This is a genomic window from Acinetobacter sp. SK-43 (genome assembly GCF_015351505.1).
Classification (GTDB): Bacteria; Pseudomonadota; Gammaproteobacteria; order Pseudomonadales; family Moraxellaceae; genus Acinetobacter; species Acinetobacter junii.
The window spans coordinates 1-25,857 of sequence record NZ_JADKPY010000025.1 but is presented as its reverse complement, the minus strand read 5'-3'; the positions used below and the strand labels follow the sequence as shown (position 1 = coordinate 25,857).

The 25,857-nt window shown below is 37.0% G+C and carries 24 protein-coding genes and 1 pseudogene; 3 read left to right on the top strand and 22 right to left on the bottom strand.

Features of this window, described 5'->3' with window-relative positions; genetic code table 11:
* Positions 1-76: 76 nt before the first annotated feature.
* Positions 77-471 (bottom strand): annotated as a pseudogene (locus IRT38_RS06455) (hypothetical protein).
* Positions 472-863: 392 nt separating this feature from the next.
* Positions 864-1,550, bottom strand: coding sequence for a ribulose-phosphate 3-epimerase (gene rpe, locus IRT38_RS06450; RefSeq protein ID WP_004914382.1), 687 nt, complete (start codon positions 1,548-1,550; stop codon positions 864-866).
* A 181-nt stretch (positions 1,551-1,731) separates the two neighbouring features.
* Between rpe and IRT38_RS06445 the strand changes: the two genes are divergently transcribed.
* Positions 1,732-2,010, top strand: coding sequence for a DUF2218 domain-containing protein (locus IRT38_RS06445; protein ID WP_004952347.1), 279 nt, complete (start codon positions 1,732-1,734; stop codon positions 2,008-2,010).
* A 28-nt stretch (positions 2,011-2,038) separates the two neighbouring features.
* Here the strand turns inward: IRT38_RS06445 and fghA are convergent, their stop codons facing one another.
* From fghA to IRT38_RS06410, 7 genes are all read right to left on the bottom strand, one after another.
* Positions 2,039-2,881, bottom strand: a complete 843-nt coding sequence (gene fghA / locus IRT38_RS06440) for an S-formylglutathione hydrolase (protein ID WP_194597246.1) — start codon at positions 2,879-2,881, stop codon at positions 2,039-2,041.
* Positions 2,850-4,295 (bottom strand): C13 family peptidase, encoded by a 1,446-nt coding sequence (locus tag IRT38_RS06435; RefSeq protein ID WP_151738770.1) that lies wholly within the window; start codon positions 4,293-4,295, stop codon positions 2,850-2,852. The genes fghA and IRT38_RS06435 overlap by 32 nt, the downstream gene beginning before the upstream one ends.
* Before the next feature lie 211 nt (positions 4,296-4,506).
* Positions 4,507-5,310 carry a class I SAM-dependent methyltransferase gene (locus tag IRT38_RS06430; RefSeq protein ID WP_194597245.1) on the bottom strand — a complete coding sequence of 268 codons (804 nt, stop codon included), beginning with the start codon at positions 5,308-5,310 and terminating at the stop codon, positions 4,507-4,509.
* Positions 5,310-6,131 (bottom strand): undecaprenyl-diphosphate phosphatase, encoded by an 822-nt coding sequence (locus IRT38_RS06425; RefSeq protein ID WP_151723148.1) that lies wholly within the window; start codon positions 6,129-6,131, stop codon positions 5,310-5,312. Before IRT38_RS06425 ends, IRT38_RS06430 begins: the two co-directional genes overlap by 1 nt.
* Before the next feature lie 8 nt (positions 6,132-6,139).
* A complete protein-coding gene (gene tsaB / locus IRT38_RS06420; RefSeq protein WP_194597244.1) occupies positions 6,140-6,832 on the bottom strand; it encodes a tRNA (adenosine(37)-N6)-threonylcarbamoyltransferase complex dimerization subunit type 1 TsaB in 693 nt (230 codons plus the stop codon).
* Between the two features lie 143 nt (positions 6,833-6,975).
* Positions 6,976-7,506 (bottom strand): gamma carbonic anhydrase family protein, encoded by a 531-nt coding sequence (locus tag IRT38_RS06415; RefSeq protein WP_406517642.1) that lies wholly within the window; start codon positions 7,504-7,506, stop codon positions 6,976-6,978.
* A 29-nt stretch (positions 7,507-7,535) separates the two neighbouring features.
* The gene (locus IRT38_RS06410) at positions 7,536-8,150 is read right to left on the bottom strand and encodes a CoA pyrophosphatase (RefSeq protein ID WP_165395615.1); all 615 of its coding nucleotides are present in this window, start codon (positions 8,148-8,150) and stop codon (positions 7,536-7,538) included.
* 127 nt (positions 8,151-8,277) lie between these two features.
* Here IRT38_RS06410 and IRT38_RS06405 point away from each other — a divergent pair, with 127 nt between their 5' ends.
* Complete coding sequence (locus IRT38_RS06405; RefSeq protein WP_004914410.1) at positions 8,278-8,826, top strand: NUDIX hydrolase; 549 nt, start codon at positions 8,278-8,280, stop codon at positions 8,824-8,826.
* Positions 8,827-8,857: 31 nt separating this feature from the next.
* Here IRT38_RS06405 and IRT38_RS06400 read toward each other — a convergent pair whose 3' ends face one another.
* From IRT38_RS06400 to IRT38_RS06375, 6 genes are all read right to left on the bottom strand, one after another.
* Complete coding sequence (locus tag IRT38_RS06400; RefSeq protein ID WP_194597243.1) at positions 8,858-10,828, bottom strand: hypothetical protein; 1,971 nt, start codon at positions 10,826-10,828, stop codon at positions 8,858-8,860.
* A 20-nt stretch (positions 10,829-10,848) separates the two neighbouring features.
* The gene (gene filE, locus IRT38_RS06395; protein ID WP_194597242.1) at positions 10,849-12,033 is read right to left on the bottom strand and encodes a putative pilus assembly protein FilE; all 1,185 of its coding nucleotides are present in this window, start codon (positions 12,031-12,033) and stop codon (positions 10,849-10,851) included.
* Complete coding sequence (locus IRT38_RS06390; protein ID WP_194597267.1) at positions 12,033-13,697, bottom strand: OmpP1/FadL family transporter; 1,665 nt, start codon at positions 13,695-13,697, stop codon at positions 12,033-12,035. Before IRT38_RS06390 ends, filE begins: the two co-directional genes overlap by 1 nt.
* 12 nt (positions 13,698-13,709) lie before the next feature.
* On the bottom strand, positions 13,710-14,831 hold the full coding sequence (locus tag IRT38_RS06385) for a hypothetical protein (RefSeq protein ID WP_194597241.1): 1,122 nt from the start codon (positions 14,829-14,831) through the stop codon (positions 13,710-13,712).
* A gap of 31 nt (positions 14,832-14,862) precedes the next feature.
* Entirely contained in the window at positions 14,863-15,696 is an 834-nt protein-coding gene (locus tag IRT38_RS06380) for a C39 family peptidase (protein WP_099948134.1), read from the bottom strand.
* Positions 15,697-15,982: 286 nt separating this feature from the next.
* Positions 15,983-16,927 carry a DUF6160 family protein gene (locus tag IRT38_RS06375; RefSeq protein WP_194597240.1) on the bottom strand — a complete coding sequence of 315 codons (945 nt, stop codon included), beginning with the start codon at positions 16,925-16,927 and terminating at the stop codon, positions 15,983-15,985.
* Positions 16,928-17,450: 523 nt separating this feature from the next.
* Here IRT38_RS06375 and pabB point away from each other — a divergent pair.
* Positions 17,451-18,794, top strand: a complete 1,344-nt coding sequence (gene pabB / locus IRT38_RS06370) for an aminodeoxychorismate synthase component I (protein WP_194597239.1) — start codon at positions 17,451-17,453, stop codon at positions 18,792-18,794.
* Between the two features lie 17 nt (positions 18,795-18,811).
* Here the strand turns inward: pabB and hisC are convergent, their stop codons facing one another.
* From hisC to IRT38_RS06335, 7 genes are all read right to left on the bottom strand, one after another.
* A complete protein-coding gene (hisC, locus tag IRT38_RS06365; protein WP_194597238.1) occupies positions 18,812-19,897 on the bottom strand; it encodes a histidinol-phosphate transaminase in 1,086 nt (361 codons plus the stop codon).
* A 61-nt stretch (positions 19,898-19,958) separates the two neighbouring features.
* Complete coding sequence (gene hisD, locus IRT38_RS06360; protein WP_042892937.1) at positions 19,959-21,248, bottom strand: histidinol dehydrogenase; 1,290 nt, start codon at positions 21,246-21,248, stop codon at positions 19,959-19,961.
* A 106-nt stretch (positions 21,249-21,354) separates the two neighbouring features.
* Positions 21,355-22,038 (bottom strand): ATP phosphoribosyltransferase, encoded by a 684-nt coding sequence (gene hisG / locus IRT38_RS06355; protein WP_004952306.1) that lies wholly within the window; start codon positions 22,036-22,038, stop codon positions 21,355-21,357.
* Positions 22,035-23,294 carry a UDP-N-acetylglucosamine 1-carboxyvinyltransferase gene (gene murA, locus IRT38_RS06350; protein WP_075696120.1) on the bottom strand — a complete coding sequence of 420 codons (1,260 nt, stop codon included), beginning with the start codon at positions 23,292-23,294 and terminating at the stop codon, positions 22,035-22,037. Before murA ends, hisG begins: the two co-directional genes overlap by 4 nt.
* 6 nt (positions 23,295-23,300) lie before the next feature.
* Positions 23,301-23,552 carry a BolA family iron metabolism protein IbaG gene (ibaG, locus tag IRT38_RS06345; protein WP_004914432.1) on the bottom strand — a complete coding sequence of 84 codons (252 nt, stop codon included), beginning with the start codon at positions 23,550-23,552 and terminating at the stop codon, positions 23,301-23,303.
* 136 nt (positions 23,553-23,688) lie between these two features.
* Positions 23,689-24,030, bottom strand: coding sequence for a ribosome hibernation-promoting factor, HPF/YfiA family (gene hpf, locus IRT38_RS06340; protein WP_004914435.1), 342 nt, complete (start codon positions 24,028-24,030; stop codon positions 23,689-23,691).
* 166 nt (positions 24,031-24,196) lie between these two features.
* Positions 24,197-25,645, bottom strand: a complete 1,449-nt coding sequence (locus tag IRT38_RS06335) for an RNA polymerase factor sigma-54 (RefSeq protein WP_004952298.1) — start codon at positions 25,643-25,645, stop codon at positions 24,197-24,199.
* Positions 25,646-25,857 lie beyond the last annotated feature (212 nt).

Below are 25,857 nucleotides of genomic sequence, written 5' to 3'. Positions count from 1 at the left end.
GAAATAATCCTAATCTATTGATTCATCAAATTTCCCTAACTATAAGAAGTTAAGAAAAGACTGAGTGGCTGATAGATTAGGCTTTGGGAGGACGAAGAATTTCTTGCCAATATCCAGCTAAGTGTCGAGCTTGATATGCTGTTATTAGATGAATAGGTCGTTCAAAAACAGATAAAGCAGATAGTTCAGGTATATTTTGATCGAGTGTAAAACTCACCGTTTGACAATGTGATGGATGATTACAATCTTCACAATGTTGCTGATTTGGCACTTTTTGGTCATGACATTTACTCAAACTCGTCATGTCTTGATGTGCCATTTGCATTTGATGATGCTGTTCACTTTTCATTTGCATCTTGTGACACGGCATATCCTGAGTCGTTACAGTGGATTGCTCAGTATGAATTGCATGTACGCAACGGCGACATTACTCCCCCCGATGAAAAATATCATCAGGAACACAAACCACATATGTTTGTATCTTTTGAGATGTAGCACTGAATATTCCTATCCACAGATCAGAATCTTTATCTATATTAAGCATAAGTTGTTTCATAGTTATGCACAATCATGTTTATGTTCAAATTATGCAATATTCAACAACTTTAAACAGAGTGATGCTGTTTTATTCAACAATATCTGCAAAAATTATTCATGAGTAAAAATAGAGCAAAATAAATAATTTAGCGCACAAAAAAAGGACAAAAACTTGTCCTTTTTCGTTCAAACTGCTGTGAATATAAACAACTGAAATCATTTTGTTTATTTTAACAACATCTTATCCACTCGCTTATCAACATGGTTATCCACGTAGTTATAAACAAAGTTATCCACAACCCAGTGTATATAATAGGTTAAGTAGACTAAATTTGTTTTGCACCAACTTTAGCCAACTCTGCACGCATTTGGTCGATCACTGTTTTGTAATCTGGCTGACCAAAAATTGCTGAACCAGCAACAAACATATCCGCCCCAGCTTCTGCAATTTCTCGAATATTTGCAGGTCCTACACCACCATCCACTTCTAAACGAATATCACGGCCACTTGCATCAATAATTTGGCGTGCTTGGCGAAGTTTTTCTAATGTCATCGGAATAAATTTCTGCCCACCAAAACCAGGGTTTACACTCATTAATAAAATTTGATCCACTTTATCTAGAACATAATCAAGATAATGTAATGGTGTCGCAGGGTTAAAAACTAATCCTGCTTTTGCACCACCTGATTTAATCAACTGCAAAGAGCGATCAATATGATCTGTCGCTTCTGGGTGGAAAGTAATGATATCGGCACCTGCTTCCAAGAAGTCACCAATCATACGATCCACAGGAGAAACCATGAGGTGTACATCAATTGGTGCTTTGATACCGTAATTTTTTAATGCTTTACAAATACCTGCACCGAAGGTCAGATTCGGAACATAGTGATTATCCATCACATCAAAATGTACAACGTCTGCGCCTGCAGCTAGAACTTTTTCTACATCTTCACCTAAACGAGCAAAATCAGCAGATAAAATTGAAGGAGCAATGAGATAAGGCTTGGACATGGATAACCTGACAATGACGAAGGAATGATTCCGTGATTATAACAAATTCATCCTGTTTAGGGCTGTTAGAAAGTGATTATTCGAGCATTGCAAACATGCAACACCACGTTGCAGAGTTACTATTTTTTTATCATTTGTTATTTGCTAAGGTAATTTTCGATACAAAAAATGAAGTCGTATGATGAAGAGTACTACACAAATTGAAACAGTCGAAGGTAAACGAATCGCTAAACGTTTGATCAATCACTGGAAACATAAATTTGAAGTTGAAGAAACTGAAATCTATTCAAAAATTTTGATGCCTACTGCAACGGTGACACTCACAGCACAACAGGAATACTTAGAGGTTATCATTGAAAATCAACAAGATGATGTCGAGCGCCTAGAGCAAGTTGTAATAGATCATTTGAATCGAATGGCTCAGCAGGAATTCGCTGCCAATTGGACTCATCAAGAATAAGAAGCTCATAATGAGCTTCTTTCAAAGATTAAGCATTCTTTTCTAATTGAATAGCATGAAATTGCAAATGATCATCGATAAAGCTTTGAATAAAATAGTAGCCATGATCATAACCTTCATGCAAACGTAAAGTAATATGCTGGCCAGACTCTAAACAAGCTTGTTTAAATTTTTCAGGATTTAACTGCGTAAAGAATTGGTCTTCTAAACCTTGATCAATCAGAATTTCTTCAAATTGAGATCCTTTCTGCTGCACTAATGCTGTTGCATCGTGTTCTGCCCAACGTTGTTGATCCTGTCCTAAATATTGACTAAATGCCTTTTCCCCCCAAGGACAAATACTTGGTGCACAAATCGGTGCAAATGCCGAGACCGATCTAAAAAGTTCTGGGTACTTAAATGCTAATGTTAGGGCACCATGACCACCCATTGAGTGTCCAAAAACCCCAACCTGATATTCAATGATTGGAAATTCTTGCAAAACATGAGCGTAGAGTTCATCAACAATGTATGACTCCATTTGATAATGCTCAGCCCAAGGTTGTTGAGTCGCATTAATATAAAAACCAGCACCCTGCCCAATATCCCAATGATCGCCTTGAGCAACATGCTCTCCACGTGGAGATGTATCAGGAGTAATCAAAATAAGACTTAATCTTGCTGCCATGCGTTGTGCATGTGCTTTTATTGCAAATGTTTCTTCACTACACGTAAGCCCTGCAAGATAAAAAAGCGCAGAACAAGGTTTGCCATCTAAAGCAGCTGGTGGGAGATAAACACCAACGCGGCTTGAGCCTTTGAGGTGTTGTGATTCAAGTTGATAAATCCTTTGCTCACCCTCAAAACAACGATTTTTTTGCAGTAGCTGCATGTTGATCATCCTGTGTTTTTGTAATGTCTGTTGTTGTAATATTTTGAGTAGGGAATAAATATGGTTCTAATTGCGGCAGCATGAGTTCCATATTACGACCAATTGACCATTGTGGTTCAGATGGCTCAAAACCTTGTGCAGTTTCCCACTGTGTCACCGTTTGTTTGGCTTGTTCAAAGGCTTTTTTCATTGAAGACTGTTCACGCATCGCCAAATCAAAAAAAGCTCGACCAAAATAAGTATAATCTGCTTCATTATTACAGCCAAAAGAGGTCTTATCCGCTGCTGATGCAGTAATGATCAATGTTTCTGGAGACTGTAATGCTGGAATAAAACTTCCAGAATAGCATGCAGAAATTACAATCACTCGCCAACGAATACCGGACTTATCCAGAGTTTCACGTAACCATTTTGGATCGACCTGACCTAATTCAAGTGGTGCATTTTCTAGTTCAAAATGATTTTTTTCACCATGTGATGTCATATAAAGAAATAAAACATCACTATCACGATTCATCTGTTGACCGATACGGCGCAAAGCAAGCTCGATACTTGTCTTTGAAGCTATTGGTACTTCTAAACGCGTGGCAGGGTTATTGACCAGCATGATAGAACGGTCGACAGTTCCAAAGCGTGTATCAAACTGCTCTTTTATACGCTCAACTTCAGATTTAAAAACATCCACATAACTATCACCTGCAACACCTAAAAAGTACCAGTGACTTTGGGCAATGTCGCCATATTGGATGTTATCTAATGCTTGTTGCAATAAAATGCTCTGAGCATAAAAGGCTTCCTCTGAAAAGCTTGGCGGAGTTTCTTCGACTTTCCAAATCGGTTGATCTTTCACCGATAATTGCCAAACTACCATCGTTGCAATCGTTGCGATAAAAACGAGAGCTCGCTCCCACCAAGGCCAATTCAGCGCACGTGAGAACACCCAAATTACGGCTAAACTTTGCCAAACAAATAAAGCCACAAAGAATGGTGGTAAAAAACCATTATAGATACTGTCAGGAATGAAGTTTAGATATCCATTCGATCCTAAATACTGAATCAAGCACTGTAAGAGCAAAATATTGGTATCAAGAACCAACCAGAGTAAAGCAGGCACTAACATCAAACGTGCTTGGTTCATCCGTTGAGATAGAAAAATCCCGACAATCAAGGCAATAAACGGCCAAAGCGCATAGCCAATGAGACCTTGAGGGTTAAAATCACCTACTTGACCAGCTACTAACCAACTATACAACGAGTTTGTACAGCCACCTAAAATCCCCCAAAGGATCAGCTGGGTGATAGAGGGATGAACCACTTGTAATGAACGGCGGGACCCGAGGAACAACCACATTCCAGCAATTTGGTTACTTTTGAAATCATGCCAGATATTAATGGAGGGTTTGAGATCTATCATAGAATTCTTCGGGAGTATCTCTTCTTAAGCCTAAACTAAAAAATATGCCAAACGTTATAGATTAAATGTCGCTTTTTCAAAATCGTTAATATATGCAACCGTAGTGTAAGCTTAGCAAGAATTTTTTAGCAATCATGCTTTTGAACTATATCACAAATTTTTACCGAGCATTGACCTAAGCCAAACAATCATCTGATAAAAAGATTCAAATTTAACCTTTTGGAAAATAAGCATCAAATCGACAAGCATCCCCTAACCATTGATGATCAGGATGTTGTTCAGCGAGATAAACCGCATGGCGTGGTCGTTTAACAATTACTCTTTTTGCAATTTTCTTAGCTAAATCGAGTAGTTGATCACCCAAATCCATTTCACCATCTTCGGGTAATAACATATGCAACAACTGCATTTGTTTTTTGACTTGTGCCTGTTTTTTTATCGCTTGCTGATTTTGATCACGCTGGGGAAACATCGGATCGAGATAAACAACATCTAGATATTCACCTTTGAGTGCTAACTCATTTAAATAGCAATTTGAGTCTGCGTGTATAAGTTGAATACGTTGCATTGTGGCTTGTAAAAAAGAATCTCTTTCCGCTTGTGCCTTAGCATATTCCAGTAATACAAATAAAATCGGATGTCGCTCAATTAAGCGTACATTGGCACCCAAATGTGCCATAAGCAAGCTATCGTGTCCCAACCCTGCTGTAGCATCAATAAGTGTTGGTTTCTCTCCAAGTTGGCATGCCCTCGCTATCATTTCTGATTTTAAACTTGCTCTTTTTAAACGGGGAATTTCAGCACACCAATCGGGCTGCATTTTCATGCCATTTGCACTGAGGCTTAAACCATCTTCATCCAATACCAATGCTATATCAGGGTTCAAACGTAAAAATCTTGAGTTAATTTTCTCTACAACATACCCCTCAAGTTTTACATCTAGTTCAGCAAAACGAGCTTGAAGTTGCTTAAATGATTGTTCATATTCTGCTTGATACCAACATATCATTCGCATTACCAATGCACCCAACCTGTCCACCATGTTGCAAGTATAAATACCCCAAAACCGATACGATAATACGCAAATGCCGTAAAATCATGTTTAGAAACATATCGAATCAATGCACGTATCACGATCAAAGCAGAAATAAAAGCAACCACAATTCCAACTGCAAGTACCGCTAAATCATTACTGTGTAAATCATTTCGCATTTTATACATATCGAGTAAACCTGCACCCATCAATACAGGAATCCCTAAGAAAAATGAAAATTCAGCGGCAGCTTTACGTGATATCCCTAAAAATAAAGAACCAATTATCGTTGAACCCGATCGTGAGGTACCAGGGATCAAAGCAAAACATTGAATCAGTCCAATCAACGTTGCTTGTTTAAAAGTCAAATCATCCACTTCAGAACTGACAACTAAATGCTTGCGTCTTTCCGCCCAAAGAATAATAAAACCACCAACGATTAAAGCGATAGCAACAGTAATGGCATTAAATAAATACGCTTTAACCACATCACCAAATGTTAATCCAATAATCACAATAGGAATTGAAGCAATAATTAAATTTAGGCTTAAACGTCGACCTTGCTCCTGACCTTTCATTGCTCCGATCAAAGCACCCCATAATTTGCCCCAATACTCATAAATAACTGCAGCAATCGCACCGATCTGAACTGCAACGGCAAACATATCTCTTTTTTCTACAGTCCAAAAATCGAGCAACTGTCCAGACAAAATAAGATGACCTGTACTTGAGATAGGTAAAAACTCTGTTATGCCCTCAACCAATCCCATTATGGCTGCTTTAAATAGCAATAAAATATCCATAACTCACCTTAATTTGGTTTGCCCTGATCAGCAATTTTTTTCCAAGCGTCATCACGTAAATAAACTGGCAAGGCGTGTTCTGCGTCAACCCATTTTTGTTGAGTTGCATAAACTCGTGCGATGGTTGCGATATCGTGCGCAGTTGCTTTGATATCAGCAACAGTTTCATTCAACGCTTGGGAGTCATCTTTTTGCATAAACTCTATAAGAGTTGCACCTGAACCAATTGGTGTAAACTTACAGTATTCGCTAGCACGCTCATAAGCTAATAGTTTTTCTTCATCGATTGCTTGCATAATCCCAAACTGATCTAAGCTGTAATTCGCAACGTACACTTCTTGCATTCGTGCATCTAAAACAGCAGAAACTTGTTTCAAACCCGTTAATCGATATGCTGCTTGAGCTAAAGCTTGTAAAGTAGAAACAGGTATAACAGGCAAATCATGCGACCATGCTAAAGCTTGTGCAACTGCAGCATTGATGCGCACACCACTAAACGAACCAGGACCTCGGCTAAATGCAATTGCTGTTAAATCAGAAAGTTGTGTCTGTGTCTGAATTAAAGCCTGCTCTGTTAAAGGCAAAATGGTTTGAGTTTGTGCCTTTGTTCGCTCATCCAACTGAAAATAGAGTTCTTGTGTGTCATCAATTAGTGAAACTGAACACTGCTCATTTGCAGTTTCCAATGCAAGCAATTTCATGCAAAAACCTTGGTATAAAAGAGATGAAAAACGTCGAGTATCATACTCCACTCAGACATCATAGGCGAGCTGTTCTATTTTTATGGATACAAAAAAGCCAAGCATTCACTTGGCTGAGTTCATATCAATTGATCTAAAGTATTTTAGAAATTAAACGCTTCTAAATTTAGGAAGTTTTTAAAATGCTCAACATAATGTAAGGCACTCATTCGTAGTTTAACCGCACCTTCATCATCTACAGTTTTAACTATTTTTCCAGGTGAACCCATTACGACAGAATTATCTGGGATCACTTTACCTTCTGGAATTAATGCATTCGCACCAATAATACAATTCTTACCAATCACAGCATTATTTAGAATCACCGCATTAATACCAATTAAAGAATTATCACCGATCGTACATCCATGTAACATCGCCTGATGGCCAATCGTAACGTATTCACCAATATTCAATTCAATACCAGCATCTGTATGCAAAACTGCATTCTCTTGAACATTCGAGTAATTACCGATTCGAATTAAACAGTTATCAGCCCTAATAACAGCACCAAACCAAACACTGACTTCACGTCCTAATTCTGCCTGACCAATCACAGTTGCTGTCGGTGCAACCCAACCATCCCAAGGTTGTTGAAGTGCTTTAGGAGTAAATTCTTTATATTTGTACATCATTTTTTAAAACTCTACTTTTCAAAGTGAAATTAAAACTTAGCTAGACCAAAGTTAGGTGGATTAACTAGAAATGGCCATTTTTTTTGATAGCCTAAACCGTATTGGAATAATGAAACGAGCATTCTTGCGGTGAGACCCCACACGACCTCACTTTCAACTTGCATGCTTGGAAAATATAGAGATTGACGGGCTAATCTAACTTCATAAGGTAAAGGGGGAGCATCGATTAACTGTTTTAATGGTACAAAGAAAATGCGATCAATTTCTGAGGGCTGTGCAATAAGGTTTACTTCCGCAGGGATTAAGCCAACAATTGGTTTAACAGACAATCCACTCCGTGCTCTTTGAATCGGTAAATCACCCAATAATTTAACATCGAAAGGATTTAGTGCGGTTTCCTCTTGAGCCTCACGTAAAGCAACAACAATATTACTGGTATCACTAGGGTCACGTTTACCACCAGGAAAAGAGACCTCACCTGCATGTTGAGATAAATGAATTGAACGACGTGTCAATAAAACTCTAGGCTGAGTCTCCTGCGTAATTGCTATTAAGACTGCTGCATCAGCTTGTTGAATTCGTTTGGAAAATCGCAACCGTTGTTCTAATAGCTGTATTAACGATGCCTCTTCCATGCTATTCATCCCTCTTTAAATGCTTTTCTTATCCACCAACATCATAGCCGAAATTTTACTGAGGAACATAACTGATCCTAATGCGAATTCATAAAAATTCAGTTATGCTGAGTTATCTCTAGGATTGATGATAATTATGAGCTTTTGTGTAGCGTGTGGACATCAAACTGAAGCAAAAATTCCATTAGGTGATCATAAAACACGTCTTGTATGTACAAATTGTGGCAATATTCATTATGAAAATCCCAAGGTTATTTGTGGTGCTTTAGCGTTATGGGATGATAAGGTTTTACTCTGTCGACGAGCAATTGAACCGCGCTATGGTTTATGGACTTTACCTGCTGGTTACATGGAGTTATTTGAAACCATGGAACAAGGTGCAGCTCGTGAAACACGTGAAGAAGCGGAAGCTGAAGTCGAAATAGAACAACTTTATTGTATGTACAATATTCCGCGTATTGGACAGATATACGTATTATTCAAAGCACATATTAAACAAGGTTTCTTTGGAGCAGGTGAAGAAAGTATTGAATGTCGTTTATTTGAAGAACATGAAATCCCATGGTCTGAACTCGCATTTCCAAGTGTTGAACAAACATTGAAACACTATTTTTCTGATCGTAAATCAGGAACATTCACAACTCATCTAGAAACGTTGGGTACTCGTTTAGACCATACAGGTTAAAAAAAGACCGCTTAACGCGGTCTTTTTTATATTACGACTTAACTTTAATTGCCTTACATGCTGGGATAGATTGATCTGCAATCTTAATACTTACCGAACCAGAGAAACGTTTTGCTAATTCACGTTCTTCTGCTGTAGGAGCTACGTATTTATTTTTTTCTTCTGTGGTCAAATCATCATATAAACGATTATACACATCTACAAAATATGCATAAGTATTTGACCATGTCACTGTATTATTTGAGAAATTCGTTAAATTAATTCCCGTTGCTTGACCTGCAAGAAGGTTATTGATATTGATTTTCGCCCCAGTGCCTGCAGTTACGTTCAAGCCAAACATTACTCCATTGATATTTCCAAATTTAGGATTAGACAATATCGCTCTCACACTGATTGATTTATCATTCGTTGAAAATAATGTCGCTCCCGTTGTACCAATTCGGAACTGTTTTTGATCATTACTATCTGTGATTGAACCATCACTATTCACTGTCTTCACACTGCCACAAATACCAGACATATCTGTAGCTGTTGAATTCGCTTTGATATCTGTACGAATATCACCATCTTCATCAATGACAATTCCTAAATCAACTGGAGCTAGGTTTGCTTCATTGCTGAATCTGAATGTTAAAGTAGCATACAAAGGGAAGATATATTGCTGATTTGATGCAACATTATTTCTAGTTTTAAAAATGTCTTTAGCTAAATAACTCGAAGGATTAATCTTAACAATATCAACAGTTCCATTATAGTTAGTACTTGATATAGCCTGTTTCCATAAACCAAGATGAGTTGTGTCAACAGTATCCGTATCTTTGGCTTTAATCAATTGTTTATAAAAGTTAGTTGTACCAGGTATAGTATTTCTATTGATTAGCTTACCTTGATATATCAATAAGTCTTCAGCTGAATTATTTTCTGAAATTTTAAAACGTAAAGGTTTATTTGTATTTACTTGCATATTGATCGGATCAAGCCAATCCTTTTGCGCATCTACTTGTAATTTAATTGGTTTTACCTTTGTAATCAAGGTAATTGGAGCAACAACCAACCCATTCGTTATAGTTGCAGCTCCTTTCCATTGCTGACCATCACCAATCGTATATCCTTGTCGATCAGACAATAAGAAGAAAGCACCCATTGAATGCAATAGATTGGTGTCTTTATCCACACATTTTGACGTTAATGCATTATTACAACCAAAGAAACCATCTGGACGGAAATTACTAACATTTGTACCTTCTCCACCAGCTTTATAAACTGGTAAATCAGCTTGCCAAACACCCGTGTTAACCAAGTTTAAAAGACGAATTAATAGAGCATAGGCTTGGTCGTCAGAAACTTTTGATACATCTAACCAAGGTTGTAAAAGTGTAATGTATTCACCAGACAATAATTCATTAACACCAATATCTTTAGTGACATTCACTAATAAATCTTTCTTCTCTTCAGTAAATTCTATCGGTTGTATATCTCCAACTACATTGTCATTTCTTTCAACGCCCAGACTATGCATAATTCGAATCAGCGCAACAGCAACTCGAATAGTTTCATCATTTTTATCAAGAGAATTTGGCATCTTGCCAGTTAATGCCGTAGCGAAATCTATTACTCGAATATGTGGAAGAGTTGCTGTTTTTAACTTAGAAATTGTATCTAACTTAATCGTACCAAGGTTGATTTTTCGAGCTGAAGAACCTTGAATATAAAAACTTGCTTCATCCCCTAGCTTACATGCTCCAGTAACAATATTACCGTCTAATTTAGTCGCAAAATGATTGATTTTATCCGTACTACAATCAAAATTTATTCCAGAAACAGGATAATCAAGCACAAATTTCAGACAATCACTTGCTGACACGTCACAACTTGTATTAGATGTAACACCATCAACGCCTTGGTTTGGATCTTCATTTATTTTAGCACTTTCACCACCACAAGCTGTCATCATTGCAGCAATTATAGATAGGCTTAATGGTAATATCGTTTTTTTATTCATACTAAAATTCATCCTAATATTTACTGTATAACAGAGATTTTTATCTGTCCTTGATTTGAAAGCTCTTGTTCTGGTACATCAACTGCTGAGGCTAATGGTGTCATCATTACATAGTGTGCTGTTTCTGGGACACGCAATACACCTTGAATAGCAGCATGCTTGAATGTTGTTTCATGTACAGTTTCATTTTTGAAACCACTAACACCTTCTTGGATACAACCTTTTTTATCTAAGAAGATAACAAGTGGCCAATAATACACTGGTTTATTATTACTGGAGGCATAGGAATCAATCTGAATATATGTAATCGGATTGCCTAGTTCAACTAATTCGTATTCAAATTTCTCTTTTAGAGGTTTTCTTGGCCATAAACCAATATCTTTATTAAGACTAAGCTTTTTAATTGATTTTGTATAATTTTCAACAAAACAACGATCTTCTTCAAATGCTAATGCTAAGTCTTCTGGTGTTAATCTTACATAATTTGTAGAAAGTGTAATCGCTTTACTCGACTCCATTGGGCGACTCATTATGCGATCCAACATTGAGCGACTAACCCCTTTTTTACGCTCAATAGTTTCTAAACGTCCACTCCCATCAGGCATAGTATAAAAACGCTTTTTCCCTTCTAGATTAAATTCTTGGCCTTCTAAATATTCATTATTTACATATGACACACCATCTATACTGGTAAAACCATCTTTTTGCTGTGCAGATGTATTGGACTCTTTTTTCAGTTCTTTATTATTGATTGGAGTAACAACTTTTGAATCTTTTTCTTTTTGATTTATATCTTTAGTCTTTTGTTGTTTAGATTCTAATGTTTGAACAGATTTCAATTCTTGTGACAATGGAATCTCAATTGTAAGTGTCTTTTGGGACTCAACAATTGCTGGTTCAATCTTTTCTATTTTACGCGTATTACTTATGTCACTCTGGATATTTCTATTTTGAGAGTTAGACAGTTTTACTGGCGTTTCGACTTTATTTTCAATAATTTTATTGGGTAAGGTCGATTCTTTCTCAATATTTCTAACCTGAGATTGAAGTTGTTGAGAGGTATCCTTTTTAGGCACAATCATTGGGCGTCCATCTGGGCCAATGATTGTATAGAACCCATCTGCATACACATTTTGTCCAGACACTATGCCAATACCAATCATTAGCATAGCGTATTTAGACATTTGAATATTTTTCTTAAGCATTACCATCTAGTTCTATAATTAATACCAAGTAAAGTGACTTTGGTATTTGTTTTAATATCTAAACCTGCGTACGGATTCAGTAAGATATTATCTACACCCGTTTTGTTCGCAAGGCTACTTGTATTGGCTGGAATATCATCACGACTACGTAAGAAACCAATAGATAAATCTAAATCTGTATCTTGATCAAAGCGATAGCCTACACCAAGCCCAAACAATTGTGCATTGTTGATCGGAACCATTGTATTTCGCTTATCATCAGGAATAGAACTTGTCCGTGGTTCATAACCGATACGTAGCTTTAAACGATCCGTGGCAGAATATTCAAAACCAATCCCCCAACGCCACGAAGATTGGAAATTTAAAGGTAATGCTAATGAACGATCAGTAACATCCCCAGATAATAATTTCGCGACTTTTAATAATGATATTTGTCGGTCAAATTCAAATTTAAATTTATCCCAAGCAGAGAAATCAGTCCAACCAATATCAAAGTTCATTTGTAAATCCGGGAAGATTTTATATTTTATCCCTGCTTTAAAATGCTGAGGATATTTAAAATCCATCGCAACAAGACCAGATTCGATATTTGGTACAAATCCTGGCAAACCCAAAATTGCAGCAAGAATTTGTCCTGTAGCTGAAGAGTTTAATCCAGCGATTAGTTCTTGAGAAGCGTTCGCATTATTTATAAGGTACTTCCCTTTTAGACGCATTTTAGCCTCGCTTTGGTAAACCATACCAAAACTAAAATCATCTGTAGGTTCCCATAGCACACCTAAATTATAACTGGGACTCAAAGACTGTTCTAAGGATACATCTAAAGTACCCAATTTATTAAATGGATTTAGGCCCTCTTGAGCATTACAAATACCAAATAACAGTAAGTCAGTAATAATATCGCCATTATCTTTAAATGGACCACACACCACTTCATCGACCATACGCAACACACCAATCATCTCATTGGGGAAACGTAAATCTGTCTTCATCGCAATCGCTTGATAAGACATACCAAAAGAGGCGCCAATCGCTAAGTGATCATTCACTTGATATCCAAATGAAGGAGAAAGATAGGTAATACGTTCTAAAGCAACTTGTTGCCCCATGAAATTACTTGGATTTCCATCCTCTGCACCAAATCCAGCAACTAGTGGTGCGTAAACTGCTGTTGCATAAGTAACTTTAGAGCCAGGTGGTTTATAGGCTATACCCGCAGTCGGAGCTGCTAAAGGAGCATTAGGCCCAAGATCCACAATTTTCTTGAGTACTGGAACATAAATACTGGCGTATTCTACGTCACCAGAAACAGTACCTTTAAAGTCTGTACAGATGCCTGTATCAACCTCAGGTCCATCATTACAAACTAAGGGATCATCTGAATAACCAAAGACATTATAACCAGCGGGCGCTGTATAATCTCTTTTGATCGCAAAATTCGCAAGAATACCTTGAACATCAGTTTGCAAACCATCAATTTTAGCAAGCGCAGCTGGGTTAAAATGAACGGCACTAATACCAGGTGGATCTGCGGTAACAGCATTTCCAAGTGATAAAGACCTAAGATCTACAGATAAGTCTTGACCCAATTGTGCATGAGTAAAATTCGAAAGTCCCGCGACTAGAATACCTATCGTTAAAGGACATAACTTAGGATATTTCACCATTGTCTCTCCTTAACGTAGTTTTTTACCAAAACCAATAATATCTAATGGGAATGAAAGTCCTAATGAAACATCTGGTGCATCTTCTGTTAAACCAATTCCAACAGTTCCATTCACGATTGTTTCTGGAGATACACGTACACCTAAAGCAAAAGAAAGAGTAGCACTACTTTGATCAGCAGATTTAAAACTTTCACCCTCTCTAAAATAAAATTTTGCGCCAGTATTAAAGCTTTGTTGGTAAGACATCGTTAAAGATACGTCGTAATTGAACGAGTATGCAAAACCAAAAGCGAATCCACCGCTTAAACCTGGGTCAAAACTTTCTAGAGTTCTTTGATTACCACGCAATTGGTTTAAACCTGTCTCTTTGAGACCATAATTAGCAGAAACTGATGTAAATAAAACAACTGGATCAATATATTTACGAGTACTAGCACCAACACCTACTGAATAGTAGCCTTTACCAGTTGATAGTTCATCGATCCCTATCTCATAAGGACTATCACCTGTTTTGGTTGATAGGCTACCAAATAAAACCAAAGGGAGTCGCCCTTGGTTAAGTGGAAAAGGCTCCCAACGTGCTCCAAAGGATAAATCCCCTAAGCCTGCTGCAGTTTCATCTTGTAATAGCTCTTTTTTTGCAATAAATGGAACAGTTGCAGATAATGTTAAGTTATCTAATAAGCCATATTGAACTGTAAAAGTATTGGTTAATGTATGGTTTGCATCTTCTTCAACACGAAGCCGAGCTAAAGTACTCGTACTATCATCAGTCGCTAAGTCAAGGCGACTATCGCGATAATAGGTATAGTCAATATCATAATAAGATGAGAAAACACCTTTTTTGATTAAAGAATACTGACGTTCATTTGAAGTGAATACTTCTTGTAAATTAGTTTCCTTAGTCGCATCACCCTCTTGCTTCTGCAAAGCATTGGCAGCTTCACTTGCATCATTTGCTGGAGTGGTAGATGTAGCTTCAGCTACAGCTGGTGTACTTTGTGTTGCCGACTCATTGATTTGAGTCTGTTCTACATTCGCAACTTCAGTTTGGTCTTCAGCATAAAGGGTCGTCGCTATAGCACTTAAACTTAATGCTAATACACTCACATTCATCCATTGATTGTTCATTATGACATCCTACATCTATTAAATTCTGAGATTATTTACGCTTATAGTACATACGCATGTATGTAGTGATCGGTTTATTGTAGTTCTCTGAGTTTGGATCAGCATCAAGTACCCTACGCATTGTAGAGGCTTTATCAGCAAGTTTCTCAAACTTTTGCGTAGGGAATTGAATTTCAGCCAAAGCATATCGATTGACTGTAGCATCATCTACGTGGCGCATATCTTCATCTTTTAACGCCAATAAGTCCTTTCGATATTGTCCAGGAACATCTACGATAAATAAGGTATTGTTATCCCATACTTCTCGAAATCGAGTTTCATCAAAACTTATATTTCCAAGAGCTGGATCTGCAACATACACACGCCCATCTTTATAAGCTTTATAAACAACAAAATGTTTAAATCCTGCATATGTTATTGGAACAATTGCTGGCTGCTTAAGTGCAATTAGATCTGAAAACTCACCGCGATATCCCCCACTATTTAGACCTAAAGCCGCAACAAATCTCTTCATATCAAGTAGGGAGAAACTTCTTCTTTCAATGATTCGTTGATATTCACCGTACTGAAGCAAGCCACTCATCGTTTGCTGTTCAGTTAGCTTTAAACCACCGTATCCATTTAAAAGTGTCGTCAATGCCGCCGAACCACAACTATAGTCATATGCTTGACGTACGATGCCTCGAAACTGATCTTCAACTGCTGGCTTTATAACAACCGCTTCTCGATGATTACGAGTAAATGAAGAATTCCTAGAATCCAAAGTTTCAGTATAATAAACTGTTCCTTCAGGTTTTTTTTCTATTTCAAAGGCTTGCGTTGTAAAGTAATACATCAATGCAGAGCCTAGAGCTATCTCTAACATAATTCTCTTTTCTTAACAGCGGCATGATTTGCCTTATTCATTTTATTCTTAGCGTCACTGACACTACTTCCCTGTGTGATGAAGATACCGTTTTTTATAAAAAAAAACAGCTTTTTTTTAGCTTTTTTTGATGAAATGTTATTTCTTTTACATATCTTCGTGTATTTCAAAGGAAATATGTAACGACTTCACTTGCAAATAGAAAATTAATATCTAGATTAAAACCACTTTTCTTCAAAGATTAAAAAAAGCGCAATATATGCGCTTTTTTAATCAACAAATCAACTTAGTAACCAGCGATTGTAATCTTAGTTTGACCAAGTTTAAGACCTTGGACTTCTACATCACCAATTGAAGCATTTGTAGAACCAGTCGCAGCAGCACCTAAACGTACAGCTTTAACATATATATCATTACCAGCTGTGCTGTTGTTCGTAATTTCTAAACCAGTGCTTTTAACTGAGATACCTAAATCAACATCAATTGCACCGCCACCAGCACCACGAACATGTAAACCATCAAGATAGATCTGACCACCACCAGCAGCATCATTGATACCTAGGTTAGTGATGTTAAGACCGCTTAGAGAAGATTTAACAAGAACCATAGCACCTTGTGGAGTAGCACCTAATTGTACGTTAGCTGCAACTTTACCCATATCCAATGTTAAACCAGTAAGGATTTGGTTCTCAGTTCCTGTAGTACCACGACGGATATTAGCAGAAGCTAAATCAGGAGCTGCACCAGAAGCACCAACACTGATTGCACCAACTTTAACTCGAAGTGCTGCAACATTAGCACCGATATTTAGGAATGCACCACCAGCTGCAGCATCACCAGCATCAGTATCAATTTTTAAATTAAGCAAGTTAGTTGATGCAGTACCATCAAAGTTATCAGCACCAGCGGTAGCTTGTAGACCTAAACCAGCAATATGAATCGCACCAGCAGTTGCTTGACCGCCTAGATTTACACCATTAAACGCAGCAGTAGTAGCTAAACCGTCGTTATCATGTACGTATAAACCTTCAACTAAAATACCTTTTGTTGTAGCAGGATCGCTACCCATAAAAGTTGCTAAGTCTGCGTTTAGACCAGCACCAATACCGATAGAAATACCATCTTGACCAGTAGCAGAGCTAAGTGCAGCATCATCCATCGCTTGCATAGCCATTGCATTTGCGCTAATCGCCATTGAAGAAACTAAAGCTAGTTTAGTAAACATTTTCATTGAGCACTCTCCCAAGAGCATTTATTTTTTGACTTACACTACTCTAAACTGTCCACTGTTGTTTTTTTCTTAAATGACAACTTGAACTTCCGATCCTTGAGTAGTTCGCTTAGCAAGTACTAAATTACCTGTTTGTTATTTTATGTTCAACTCCTGTTAACCGCTTTTTAGTAATAAACCGATAAACGGCATAAAAAATACACTACTGCATTACAACTCTTAGTCAGCAATAACATTGTGAATTATCTGTATATTTATAAGACCATTTTTAAAAAAACAAGTATACATTTCTCTCAGTTCTCCATTTATCTGAATGGATAAGATATTTACATAAATGTTAACAATGACACTTTTTGCCATTTTTATGCATTTAAATTACTGATAAAGACAATTTTTATGAGATGAATCACAAATACTGTTTAAATGATTTTCGAATTACAACCTGTTTTTGAAAAACTCCGATGATTTCTCACTATTGTAGTACAATTATTTCTTATGATTTGCATGTGTTATTTTCAAGTTTATGAGCCAGTTTCAGCAAAAACTCAATATTTCATCTCTATCAGTCTCTGAAATTCTATTTCAGTTGAGAGAGTTAATTGGTTTGGTTTATTTGCATGATCAAAACTCACCTATTATTAGTTTTTTGCCAAAACATTATTTAATCTTCGAAAATTCAACATCACGACAGTTCACTCAACTTGAGTTAAACCAATATCATCAAATTACGCATCCTTTATCGATCATTGATTTTGCTCAGTTTAGCAAAAATCCAATATCAGCCATCGAATCCATTTCTTTTAAAGGTGGATATATCGGCTTTATAAGTTATGACTATTGTTCAAACTTATGCGTTAAAACTGCTACGCGCTCTCAACCCAGTCTTTTTTTAGGTGAATATTCAAGTTATCTTAAATATCATGATGGTGAATGGTATTTCTATGGCAATGAAAAAAATTCAGTAAACACCTATAATTACATTCTATCCCTTTTGTCTAAAAATAAATCAGATCAACTAGAATCATTATCTTTACAGGATCAATGTACACCTCGCTGGTCTAAAACCAAGTATTTACAGGCATTCAGAAAAATTCAAGACTATATTAAAGCTGGTGATTGTTATCAAATAAATTTAACTCAAGAGTTTACAGCAAAAGCGAAAGGCTCCTTACTTAGTAAATCAAATGATTTTTGGCAATTAACTCATGCACCATATGCAGGCTATGTAAAAATTAATGAATTCGAACTTTTAAGTTGTTCACCAGAGCTATTCATTGAATTTGATAATAAAAATAAAATTAAAACTCGACCAATCAAAGGCACCATGCCAAGACACCAAGATCCTGAACAAGACCTTATTTCAAAAGAAAAGTTAACAAATTCAAAAAAAGATCAGGCGGAAAATGTGATGATTGTGGATTTACTAAGAAATGATTTAAGTGTTTATGCAGAAACTGGTTCAGTAAAAACAACAAAATTATTTGAAATTGAAAGTTTTAATCAAGTTCACCATATGGTGAGTGAAATCACTGCGACATTAAAAGAAGAAGTTAATCCGATGCAAATGTTGCTATCAGCACTTCCAGGAGGCTCAATCACAGGGGCACCAAAAATTCGCGCAATGCAAATTATCGATGAACTTGAAGAATCTCCACGCGGTGCTTATTGTGGAAGTTTAGGATATTTTAATTACGATGGTACAGGTCGCTGGAATATTTTAATTCGTAGTATTCAAAAAAATCAGGACAATCTTTCGATTTGGGCAGGTGGTGGAATTACTATCGCATCTGATGCGGAAGCCGAATACCAAGAATGTTTTGATAAAGTTTCTGCCATGCTTGATCTACTCAATACATGGCAGAAATAAAATAAGCTACTTCAAAATTAACTTATTAGCATTTTTAATGTATCAACTAGGCGCTGATTTTGTTCATCAGTACCAATCGTAATACGCAAAAATTGATTAATTCTTGGTTTGTTGAAATAGCGAACAATAATACCTTGCTCACGCAATTTTTCTGCAAGTTGTGCTGCATCGTGTAGGGAGTGTGTAGCAAAAATAAAGTTTGCTTTTGAAGGCAAAACATTAAAACCTAGCTTAGTTAGGTTAGCTACCAATTTTTCACGACTTGCAATGACTTTCTCACATTGCTCTTGAAAATAATCTTGATCTTCAAAAGATGCTACAGCTGCAGCAATTGCAAAACGGTCAATTGGGTATGAATTGAAACTATTTTTAACCGCTTCAAGTGCAGCAATCAAATGGGCTTGTCCAATTGCAAATCCAACACGCAATCCAGCCAGTGAACGAGATTTGGAGGTTGTTTGACATACAACCAAATTCTCATAACGGCTTATAAGTTCAACGGCTGATTCTGCTCCGAAATCTACATAAGCTTCATCAATAACTATCACACGATTTGGATTAGCTTTTAACACTTGTTCAATTTTGTTCAAACCTAATGCAATACTCGTTGGTGCATTTGGATTGGTGATAATAATTCCACCATTTTCCTGTTCATAATCTGAAATATCTATTTCAAATTTTTCATTCAATGGAATTTGCTTTGTTTGAACACCAAAAAATTGACTATAAACTGGATAAAAACTATAGGTTATATCTGGATATAGAATTGGTTCTTGCTGAATGAAAAATGCTTTAAAAATATGAGCAAGCACTTCATCAGAACCATTTCCTACGAAGACTTGACTAACATCAACATTTTGTTGTTTAGCGATTGCTTGTTTTAAAGCCGTAGCATCTGGATCAGGATATAAACGAAGGGCATCAGCTTGATGAGCCAAAACAGCTTGCACTGCATCAACCACTTTTGGTGATGGTGGATAAGGATTTTCGTTTGTATTCAGTTTCAATAAATTCTGTATTTTTGGTTGTTCACCAGGTACATAAGGCTCTAACTCACGAACCTCTGGACTCCAAAAACGCATTTGTTCAATTGTAAATGCCATTTTATATACTCTCAAAACTCTCTAAAAAGGAACTTTATCAGCCCCTATATTCGTGGGTTAGCTATTGATAACGATAACGAGCTGATCGAGCATGTGCATCGAGATTTTCTTCCACCGCCAATACGTCTGCTGCTTTTGCTAAGGTTTTGACACCTTCTTTTGAGCACATAATTAAGCTTGAGCGTTTCTGAAAATCGTAAACACCAAGCGGTGAGGAAAAGCGAGCTGTACCAGATGTTGGTAGGACGTGATTAGGCCCCGCACAATAATCACCTATTGCTTCAGGAGTATAGCGCCCCATGAATATTGCGCCCGCATGACGTATTTCTTGACTCATCAACTCTGCATCATCTAGACATAACTCTAAATGCTCAGGAGCAACTTGGTTGATAAGATCAACTGCTTCTGCACGATTCTTCACAAGCACTAATGCGCCACGATTTTCGATAGAAGTTCGAGCAATATCTGCCTTTGGCAGTTCGTTCAAATGCTTTTCAATTGCAATTTCCACAGCATTTAAAAGATTCTCATCAGGTGTAATGAAAATTGATTGAGCCACAGTATCATGCTCTGCCTGAGACAATACATCCATTGCCAACCATTCAGCATTATTTTCACCTTCAGCATAAACAAGAATTTCTGAAGGACCTGCGATCATATCAATGCCTACTTGACCGAAAACTGCTCTTTTAGCTGCGGCAACAAAGCGATTACCTGGCCCTGTAATTTTATCTACAGCAGGTATTGTTTCAGTACCATAAGCCAAAGCTGCAACAGCTTGTGCACCACCTATTGTAAAAACTCGGCTCACACCAGCTAAATATGCTGCTGCTAATACCAATGGATTAAGTTCACCATTGGGTGCAGGAACAACCATAATAATTTCAGGTACGCCAGCAACATGGGCTGGTAAAGCATTCATAAGTACAGACGATGGATAAGATGCTAAACCACCAGGTACATAGATCCCAACACGATCAAGTGGAGTGACTTTTTGACCTAATGTATTTCCCAAATCATCAACATAAGTCCACCCTTCTTGCTTCTGAGCTTGATGAAATGAACGAATTCGTTTTGCTGCTAACTCAAGTGCATCACGAGTTTCAATGGTTAAACCCTCAAAAGCGGATTTGAGTTGTTCTTGGCTGAGCTCTAAGTCTGAGAATTGATGCGCAGGATGTCGATCGAACTGTTGCGTTAACTTAAGTACATGCTGATCACCGTGTTGACGAACATCGGCAATAATTTGGTCTACGGTTTGTACTAATTGAGGATCATTTACAGTTTCAAATGCTAATAGTTCAGCAAATATCTGCTTAAAATTTTGATCCTGAGTCGATAAACGTCGCATCAATTTACCCACAAGGCGAAAAAGAGAAGAATAAGTTTACTCTTTTTCGAAGTCCTTGTGGGCATCATATCAACATCTATCACTCAGTTTTCATAGGAAATCACGTTTAACGTGATTGGACTGCTTGTTCAAGTTGAGTCAAAATTGGATTTAATAAAGCTTGTTTCCGTTTAAAACTCGCTTTATTGACAATAAGACGCGAAGAAACTTTACAAATCTCTTCTAATGGCTCTAAACCATTGGCGCGTAAAGTATTACCCGTATCAACGACATCGACAATATAATCACCCAAGCCTACTAATGGCGCAAGCTCCATTGAACCATAGAGCTTAATCACATCAACTTGTTCACCTAAGCTCGCATAATATTGACGCGTCAAATTGACATACTTGGTTGCAATCTTCAAACGTCCTTTCGGGCGTTCCATTCCAACTTTGCCAGCAGTCATTAATTTACAATTGGCAATTTTCAGATCAAGTAACTCATACACATGTTGAGCTCCATGTTCCATTAATACATCCTTACCCGCGACACCAAAATCTGCTGCACCGTTTTCCACATATGTTGGCACATCAGAAGCACGTAAAATCAAAATACGTACTTTCTTATGTGTGGTTGGGAAAATCAATTTACGAGATTTATCAGGATCTTCAAGTAAATTTATGCCTGCATTTTCAAGTAATGGCAATGTTTCTTTTAAGATACGACCTTTACTGAGTGCTAAAGTTAGACCATGATCAAAATTACCCATTACATCAAAATTCGGATCATCGTTTCTTAAGTCATTCATCCTTTTACTCGCTTAATCTGAGCGCCTAAACTTTGCAATTTTTCTTCAACATGTTCATAGCCACGATCTATATGGTAAATACGATCAATTAGTGTTTCACCTTCTGCAACTAAGGCTGCAAGCACTAGTGAAAATGAAGCACGTAAATCTGTAGCCATAACAGGTGCAGCCTGAAGTGTTTCCACACCTGTTACGATCGCATCATGGCCTTCTACCTGAATATTTGCACCCATACGTGAAAGTTCAGGGACATGCATAAAGCGATTTTCAAAAATTGTTTCAGAAATCGTCGCAAAACCACGACCAATTGCATTCACGGCCATGATTTGAGCTTGCATGTCAGTCGGAAATTCTGGATGAGGCAATGTTCTAAAACTAACAGCTTTAGGACGTTTCCCTTGCATGTCTAGTTCAATCCAATCATCGCCACGAGTAACTTCCGCACCCATTTCTTCGAATTTATCTAATACAGCTTCTAATAATGCTGGATCTGTATGCGTCGTTTTGATACGACCACCAGTGATCGCTGCAGCAGCTAAATATGAACCAGTTTCGATACGATCCGCTACGACTGCGTATTCACAACCATGCAGACTTTCAACACCAGTTACTACCAAAGTCTCTGTATCAAGGCCTTCAATTTTTGCACCCATTTTAATTAGCATTTGGGCGAGGTCTGTAATCTCAGGCTCTCTAGCAGCATTACGAATTGTTGTAACACCATCTGCTAAAACAGCAGCCATCAAGATGTTCTCTGTACCACCCACGGTCACCATATCAAAAACGACTTCACCGCCTTTTAATCGACCATCAACTGAAGCATGAACATATCCATTTTCAACTTCAATATGTGCACCTAACGCTTCCAAAGCTTTTAAATGCTGATCAACTGGACGTGAACCAATTGCACAACCACCTGGTAATGATACTTTTGCGTTACCATAACGTGCTAATAATGGACCTAACACTAAAATTGAAGCACGCATTGTTTTCACAAGTTCGTATGGTGCAAATTGATTATCTAATGTTGATGCATCAGCACGAACCGTATCCCCTTCATAGGTCATGGTAATGCCAAGACCCGCTATTAATTTAACTAATGTATTTACGTCTTTTAAGTTTGGCACATTGGTTAAAGTAGTCGGAGAGTCCGCAAGAATCATTGCAGCGAGTAAAGGTAAAGCTGCATTTTTAGCACCAGAAATGCGTACTTCACCTTCGAGCTTAACACCGCCAGTAATTAAAAATTTATCCATTAATATTTAAGCTCCGAAAAGGCTTGCTTTACGCCATTCGTCTTTAGTCATTGCACGAATAGTAACTGCGTGAACTTCACCACTCGCGATATAAGAATTAAGAGGTGCATATACGGCTTGTTGACGTGTAAGAGTTCTCTTTCCTTCAAATTGATCATCTACAATACGAAGGTCGAATTTTCCAGCTTGTCCACTCACTGCTACTTCTGCTTCAGGGAAAGCTTCTTTTAAAATTTGCGTGAGCTGTTCACTATTCATTACAAGACCTCTTATACAGCCAATGGTGTAAAACCGCATATTTTACTATAACTTTTTCACATTATTCAGTAAGCAGTTTCTTTTTTTAAAAATAAAAAAAGAGGCTATCAAAATTAGCCTCTTTCTTAAAAGTAATTTAACTTAAAACAACCAACTCATGTTGGTAAGAACATTGCATTTTTCTATGTTTAGCAAGCTGTCTTTTTAATTTTTCTGTCAGTTTTTTTATTGAAGTATACATATCATCTGCTGTTGCTTGAGCAAACAACTCAACCCCTGGTAAACGTATGATGGCCTCAGCTATATGATTGGCACTCCCCTTATGCGAACGCTTATCGATTTGATGATCTTTCGCTAGTTTAATTTGCATACTGTTTACTTGATCAAGATGCTTAGTCATTTGACTAAACTTTTCTTTTATATTTTTTTCAATTGCTGGTGTAATGGTTAAATGGTGTCCACGAATTGTTATTTGCATAATTCTATCCCTCACCTTTTCTTAGGATTCAAGAAATAACTAAAACAAATTAATGCACATGAATGGTTCAGTATCCATTAAATCATTTCAGTGATCTCTCTAGTGACTATTAAAAAAATTCATTATTTCGTCATAATGAGCTATTAGAATAGTCACACCTTAAATTTTAGATCAAGACTTTTCTTTCAGAAGATGAAGGAATATGTAACGATTCTCTATATTTTGCGACTGTTCTACGAGCAACCTCAATCCCTTCTTTTTTCAACATCTCCGCTATTGCATTATCTGACAAAGGCTTACGTGGATTCTCATTAGATACGAGCTTTTTAATCATGGCACGAATTGCAGTCGAAGATGCCTCCCCACCAGAAGTTGTTCCAACATGACTTGAAAAAAAGTATTTCAATTCAAATAACCCACGGGGTGTAAGCATATATTTATTGGTTGTCACACGAGATACTGTTGATTCATGTAGTTCAACTTCTTCTGCAACATCACGCAAAACTAAAGGCTTCATTGCTTCAGCACCTTGCTCAAGAAATGCTCGCTGATGTTCAACAATACAAGTCGCAACCTTCAATAATGTTTTATGACGCTCATCTATACTCTTAATGAAGTTCTTTGCTTCTAACATTTGATTGCGTAAATAAACATTATCGTCACTTTGATCTGCTCGACGAATCATATTGGAATAAAATGAATTAATCCGTAATTTAGGCATTACATCCGGATTTAATTGTACATTCCAATGCTGATCTTTCTTTGCGACAACGACATCAGGTACCTGATATTCTGATTCTTGTTGATCAAACTCCAACCCAGGATAAGGCTTTAAGGTTTTAAGTAACTCAATAGCATTAGTTAGTTGTTCTTTTGATAATCCAGTTTGTTTCAATAATTTATTTAAATCATTAGAAATCAGCAGTTCATAGTAATTTAAAAGCTGTTTTGCTTCGGCTAAAAAAGGTGTTTTATCTTTAATTGTTTCTAATTGAATTTGCAAACATTCAGCCAAACTTCTTGAGCCAACACCTATCGGCTCTAAACGTTGAATATGTTTTAAGACAACAATAACCTCATCTTCTTCAACATCTTCGTCGTTATCAACCTCTCGTAACAATTGATTCACAGCAATTAAAATATCTGTCAAATCAGCATCTAGAAATCCCTTATCATCCAAAGAGTCTACAATACAATAAGCAATCAGCTTATCCACCCTAGAAAAATGCAAAAGATTAACTTGTTCTAGAATATGTTCTTTTAAACTAAGGTGAATTTGTCTGTTATCTTCTCTTTCTTCATACTCTGGTGTAGCAAGTGCGGTGGATTGATGCGTATAAATATCATCCCACTCTGTATCAACGGGCAAATCATTTGGTAAATGATCTGCATTCAATTCAGATGTTAAATCTTTATTTTCATTAGCTTCAACACTATTTAAACTTTCAATACTATTATTATCTTCAATTTTTTCGAGCAATGGATTACTATCAAGTTGAATCTGTATTTCTTGCTCCAACTCCAAACTAGAGAGTTGTAAAAGTCGAATAGCCTGCTGCAATTGAGGAGTTAACGATAAATTATTCGCTACTTTCAACCCAACAGATAATTTCATAATCATTTCCTATATTAGAACAAGCAAAAAACATGCCTATAAAATTATTTATAACACAAAGAAACTTGAACAACTATAAGTAAACTTACTTTCCATCTATCTATATGTTCAAAAAACTAGCAAAAAAAGATTTACATAAACTTTATTGGTTGGTTACGTGTTTTATATGGGAAAGAAACACAATAAAAAACACCCCCTCTGCGTATGCGGAG

Coding starts and splice junctions, on each gene's coding strand:
- rpe (WP_004914382.1), bottom strand. CDS start 1,550: ATGTCCAAGCCTTATCTCATTGCTCCTTCAATTTTATCTGCTGATTTT.
- IRT38_RS06445 (WP_004952347.1), top strand. CDS start 1,732: ATGAAGAGTACTACACAAATTGAAACAGTCGAAGGTAAACGAATCGCT.
- fghA (WP_194597246.1), bottom strand. CDS start 2,881: ATGCAGCTACTGCAAAAAAATCGTTGTTTTGAGGGTGAGCAAAGGATT.
- IRT38_RS06435 (WP_151738770.1), bottom strand. CDS start 4,295: ATGATAGATCTCAAACCCTCCATTAATATCTGGCATGATTTCAAAAGT.
- IRT38_RS06430 (WP_194597245.1), bottom strand. CDS start 5,310: ATGCGAATGATATGTTGGTATCAAGCAGAATATGAACAATCATTTAAG.
- IRT38_RS06425 (WP_151723148.1), bottom strand. CDS start 6,131: ATGGATATTTTATTGCTATTTAAAGCAGCCATAATGGGATTGGTTGAG.
- tsaB (WP_194597244.1), bottom strand. CDS start 6,832: ATGAAATTGCTTGCATTGGAAACTGCAAATGAGCAGTGTTCAGTTTCA.
- IRT38_RS06415 (WP_406517642.1), bottom strand. CDS start 7,506: ATGATGTACAAATATAAAGAATTTACTCCTAAAGCACTTCAACAACCT.
- IRT38_RS06410 (WP_165395615.1), bottom strand. CDS start 8,150: ATGAATAGCATGGAAGAGGCATCGTTAATACAGCTATTAGAACAACGG.
- IRT38_RS06405 (WP_004914410.1), top strand. CDS start 8,278: ATGAGCTTTTGTGTAGCGTGTGGACATCAAACTGAAGCAAAAATTCCA.
- IRT38_RS06400 (WP_194597243.1), bottom strand. CDS start 10,828: ATGAATAAAAAAACGATATTACCATTAAGCCTATCTATAATTGCTGCA.
- filE (WP_194597242.1), bottom strand. CDS start 12,033: ATGCTTAAGAAAAATATTCAAATGTCTAAATACGCTATGCTAATGATT.
- IRT38_RS06385 (WP_194597241.1), bottom strand. CDS start 14,831: ATGAACAATCAATGGATGAATGTGAGTGTATTAGCATTAAGTTTAAGT.
- IRT38_RS06380 (WP_099948134.1), bottom strand. CDS start 15,696: ATGTTAGAGATAGCTCTAGGCTCTGCATTGATGTATTACTTTACAACG.
- IRT38_RS06375 (WP_194597240.1), bottom strand. CDS start 16,927: ATGAAAATGTTTACTAAACTAGCTTTAGTTTCTTCAATGGCGATTAGC.
- pabB (WP_194597239.1), top strand. CDS start 17,451: ATGAGCCAGTTTCAGCAAAAACTCAATATTTCATCTCTATCAGTCTCT.
- hisC (WP_194597238.1), bottom strand. CDS start 19,897: ATGGCATTTACAATTGAACAAATGCGTTTTTGGAGTCCAGAGGTTCGT.
- hisD (WP_042892937.1), bottom strand. CDS start 21,248: ATGCGACGTTTATCGACTCAGGATCAAAATTTTAAGCAGATATTTGCT.
- hisG (WP_004952306.1), bottom strand. CDS start 22,038: ATGAATGACTTAAGAAACGATGATCCGAATTTTGATGTAATGGGTAAT.
- murA (WP_075696120.1), bottom strand. CDS start 23,294: ATGGATAAATTTTTAATTACTGGCGGTGTTAAGCTCGAAGGTGAAGTA.
- ibaG (WP_004914432.1), bottom strand. CDS start 23,552: ATGAATAGTGAACAGCTCACGCAAATTTTAAAAGAAGCTTTCCCTGAA.
- hpf (WP_004914435.1), bottom strand. CDS start 24,030: ATGCAAATAACAATTCGTGGACACCATTTAACCATTACACCAGCAATT.
- IRT38_RS06335 (WP_004952298.1), bottom strand. CDS start 25,645: ATGAAATTATCTGTTGGGTTGAAAGTAGCGAATAATTTATCGTTAACT.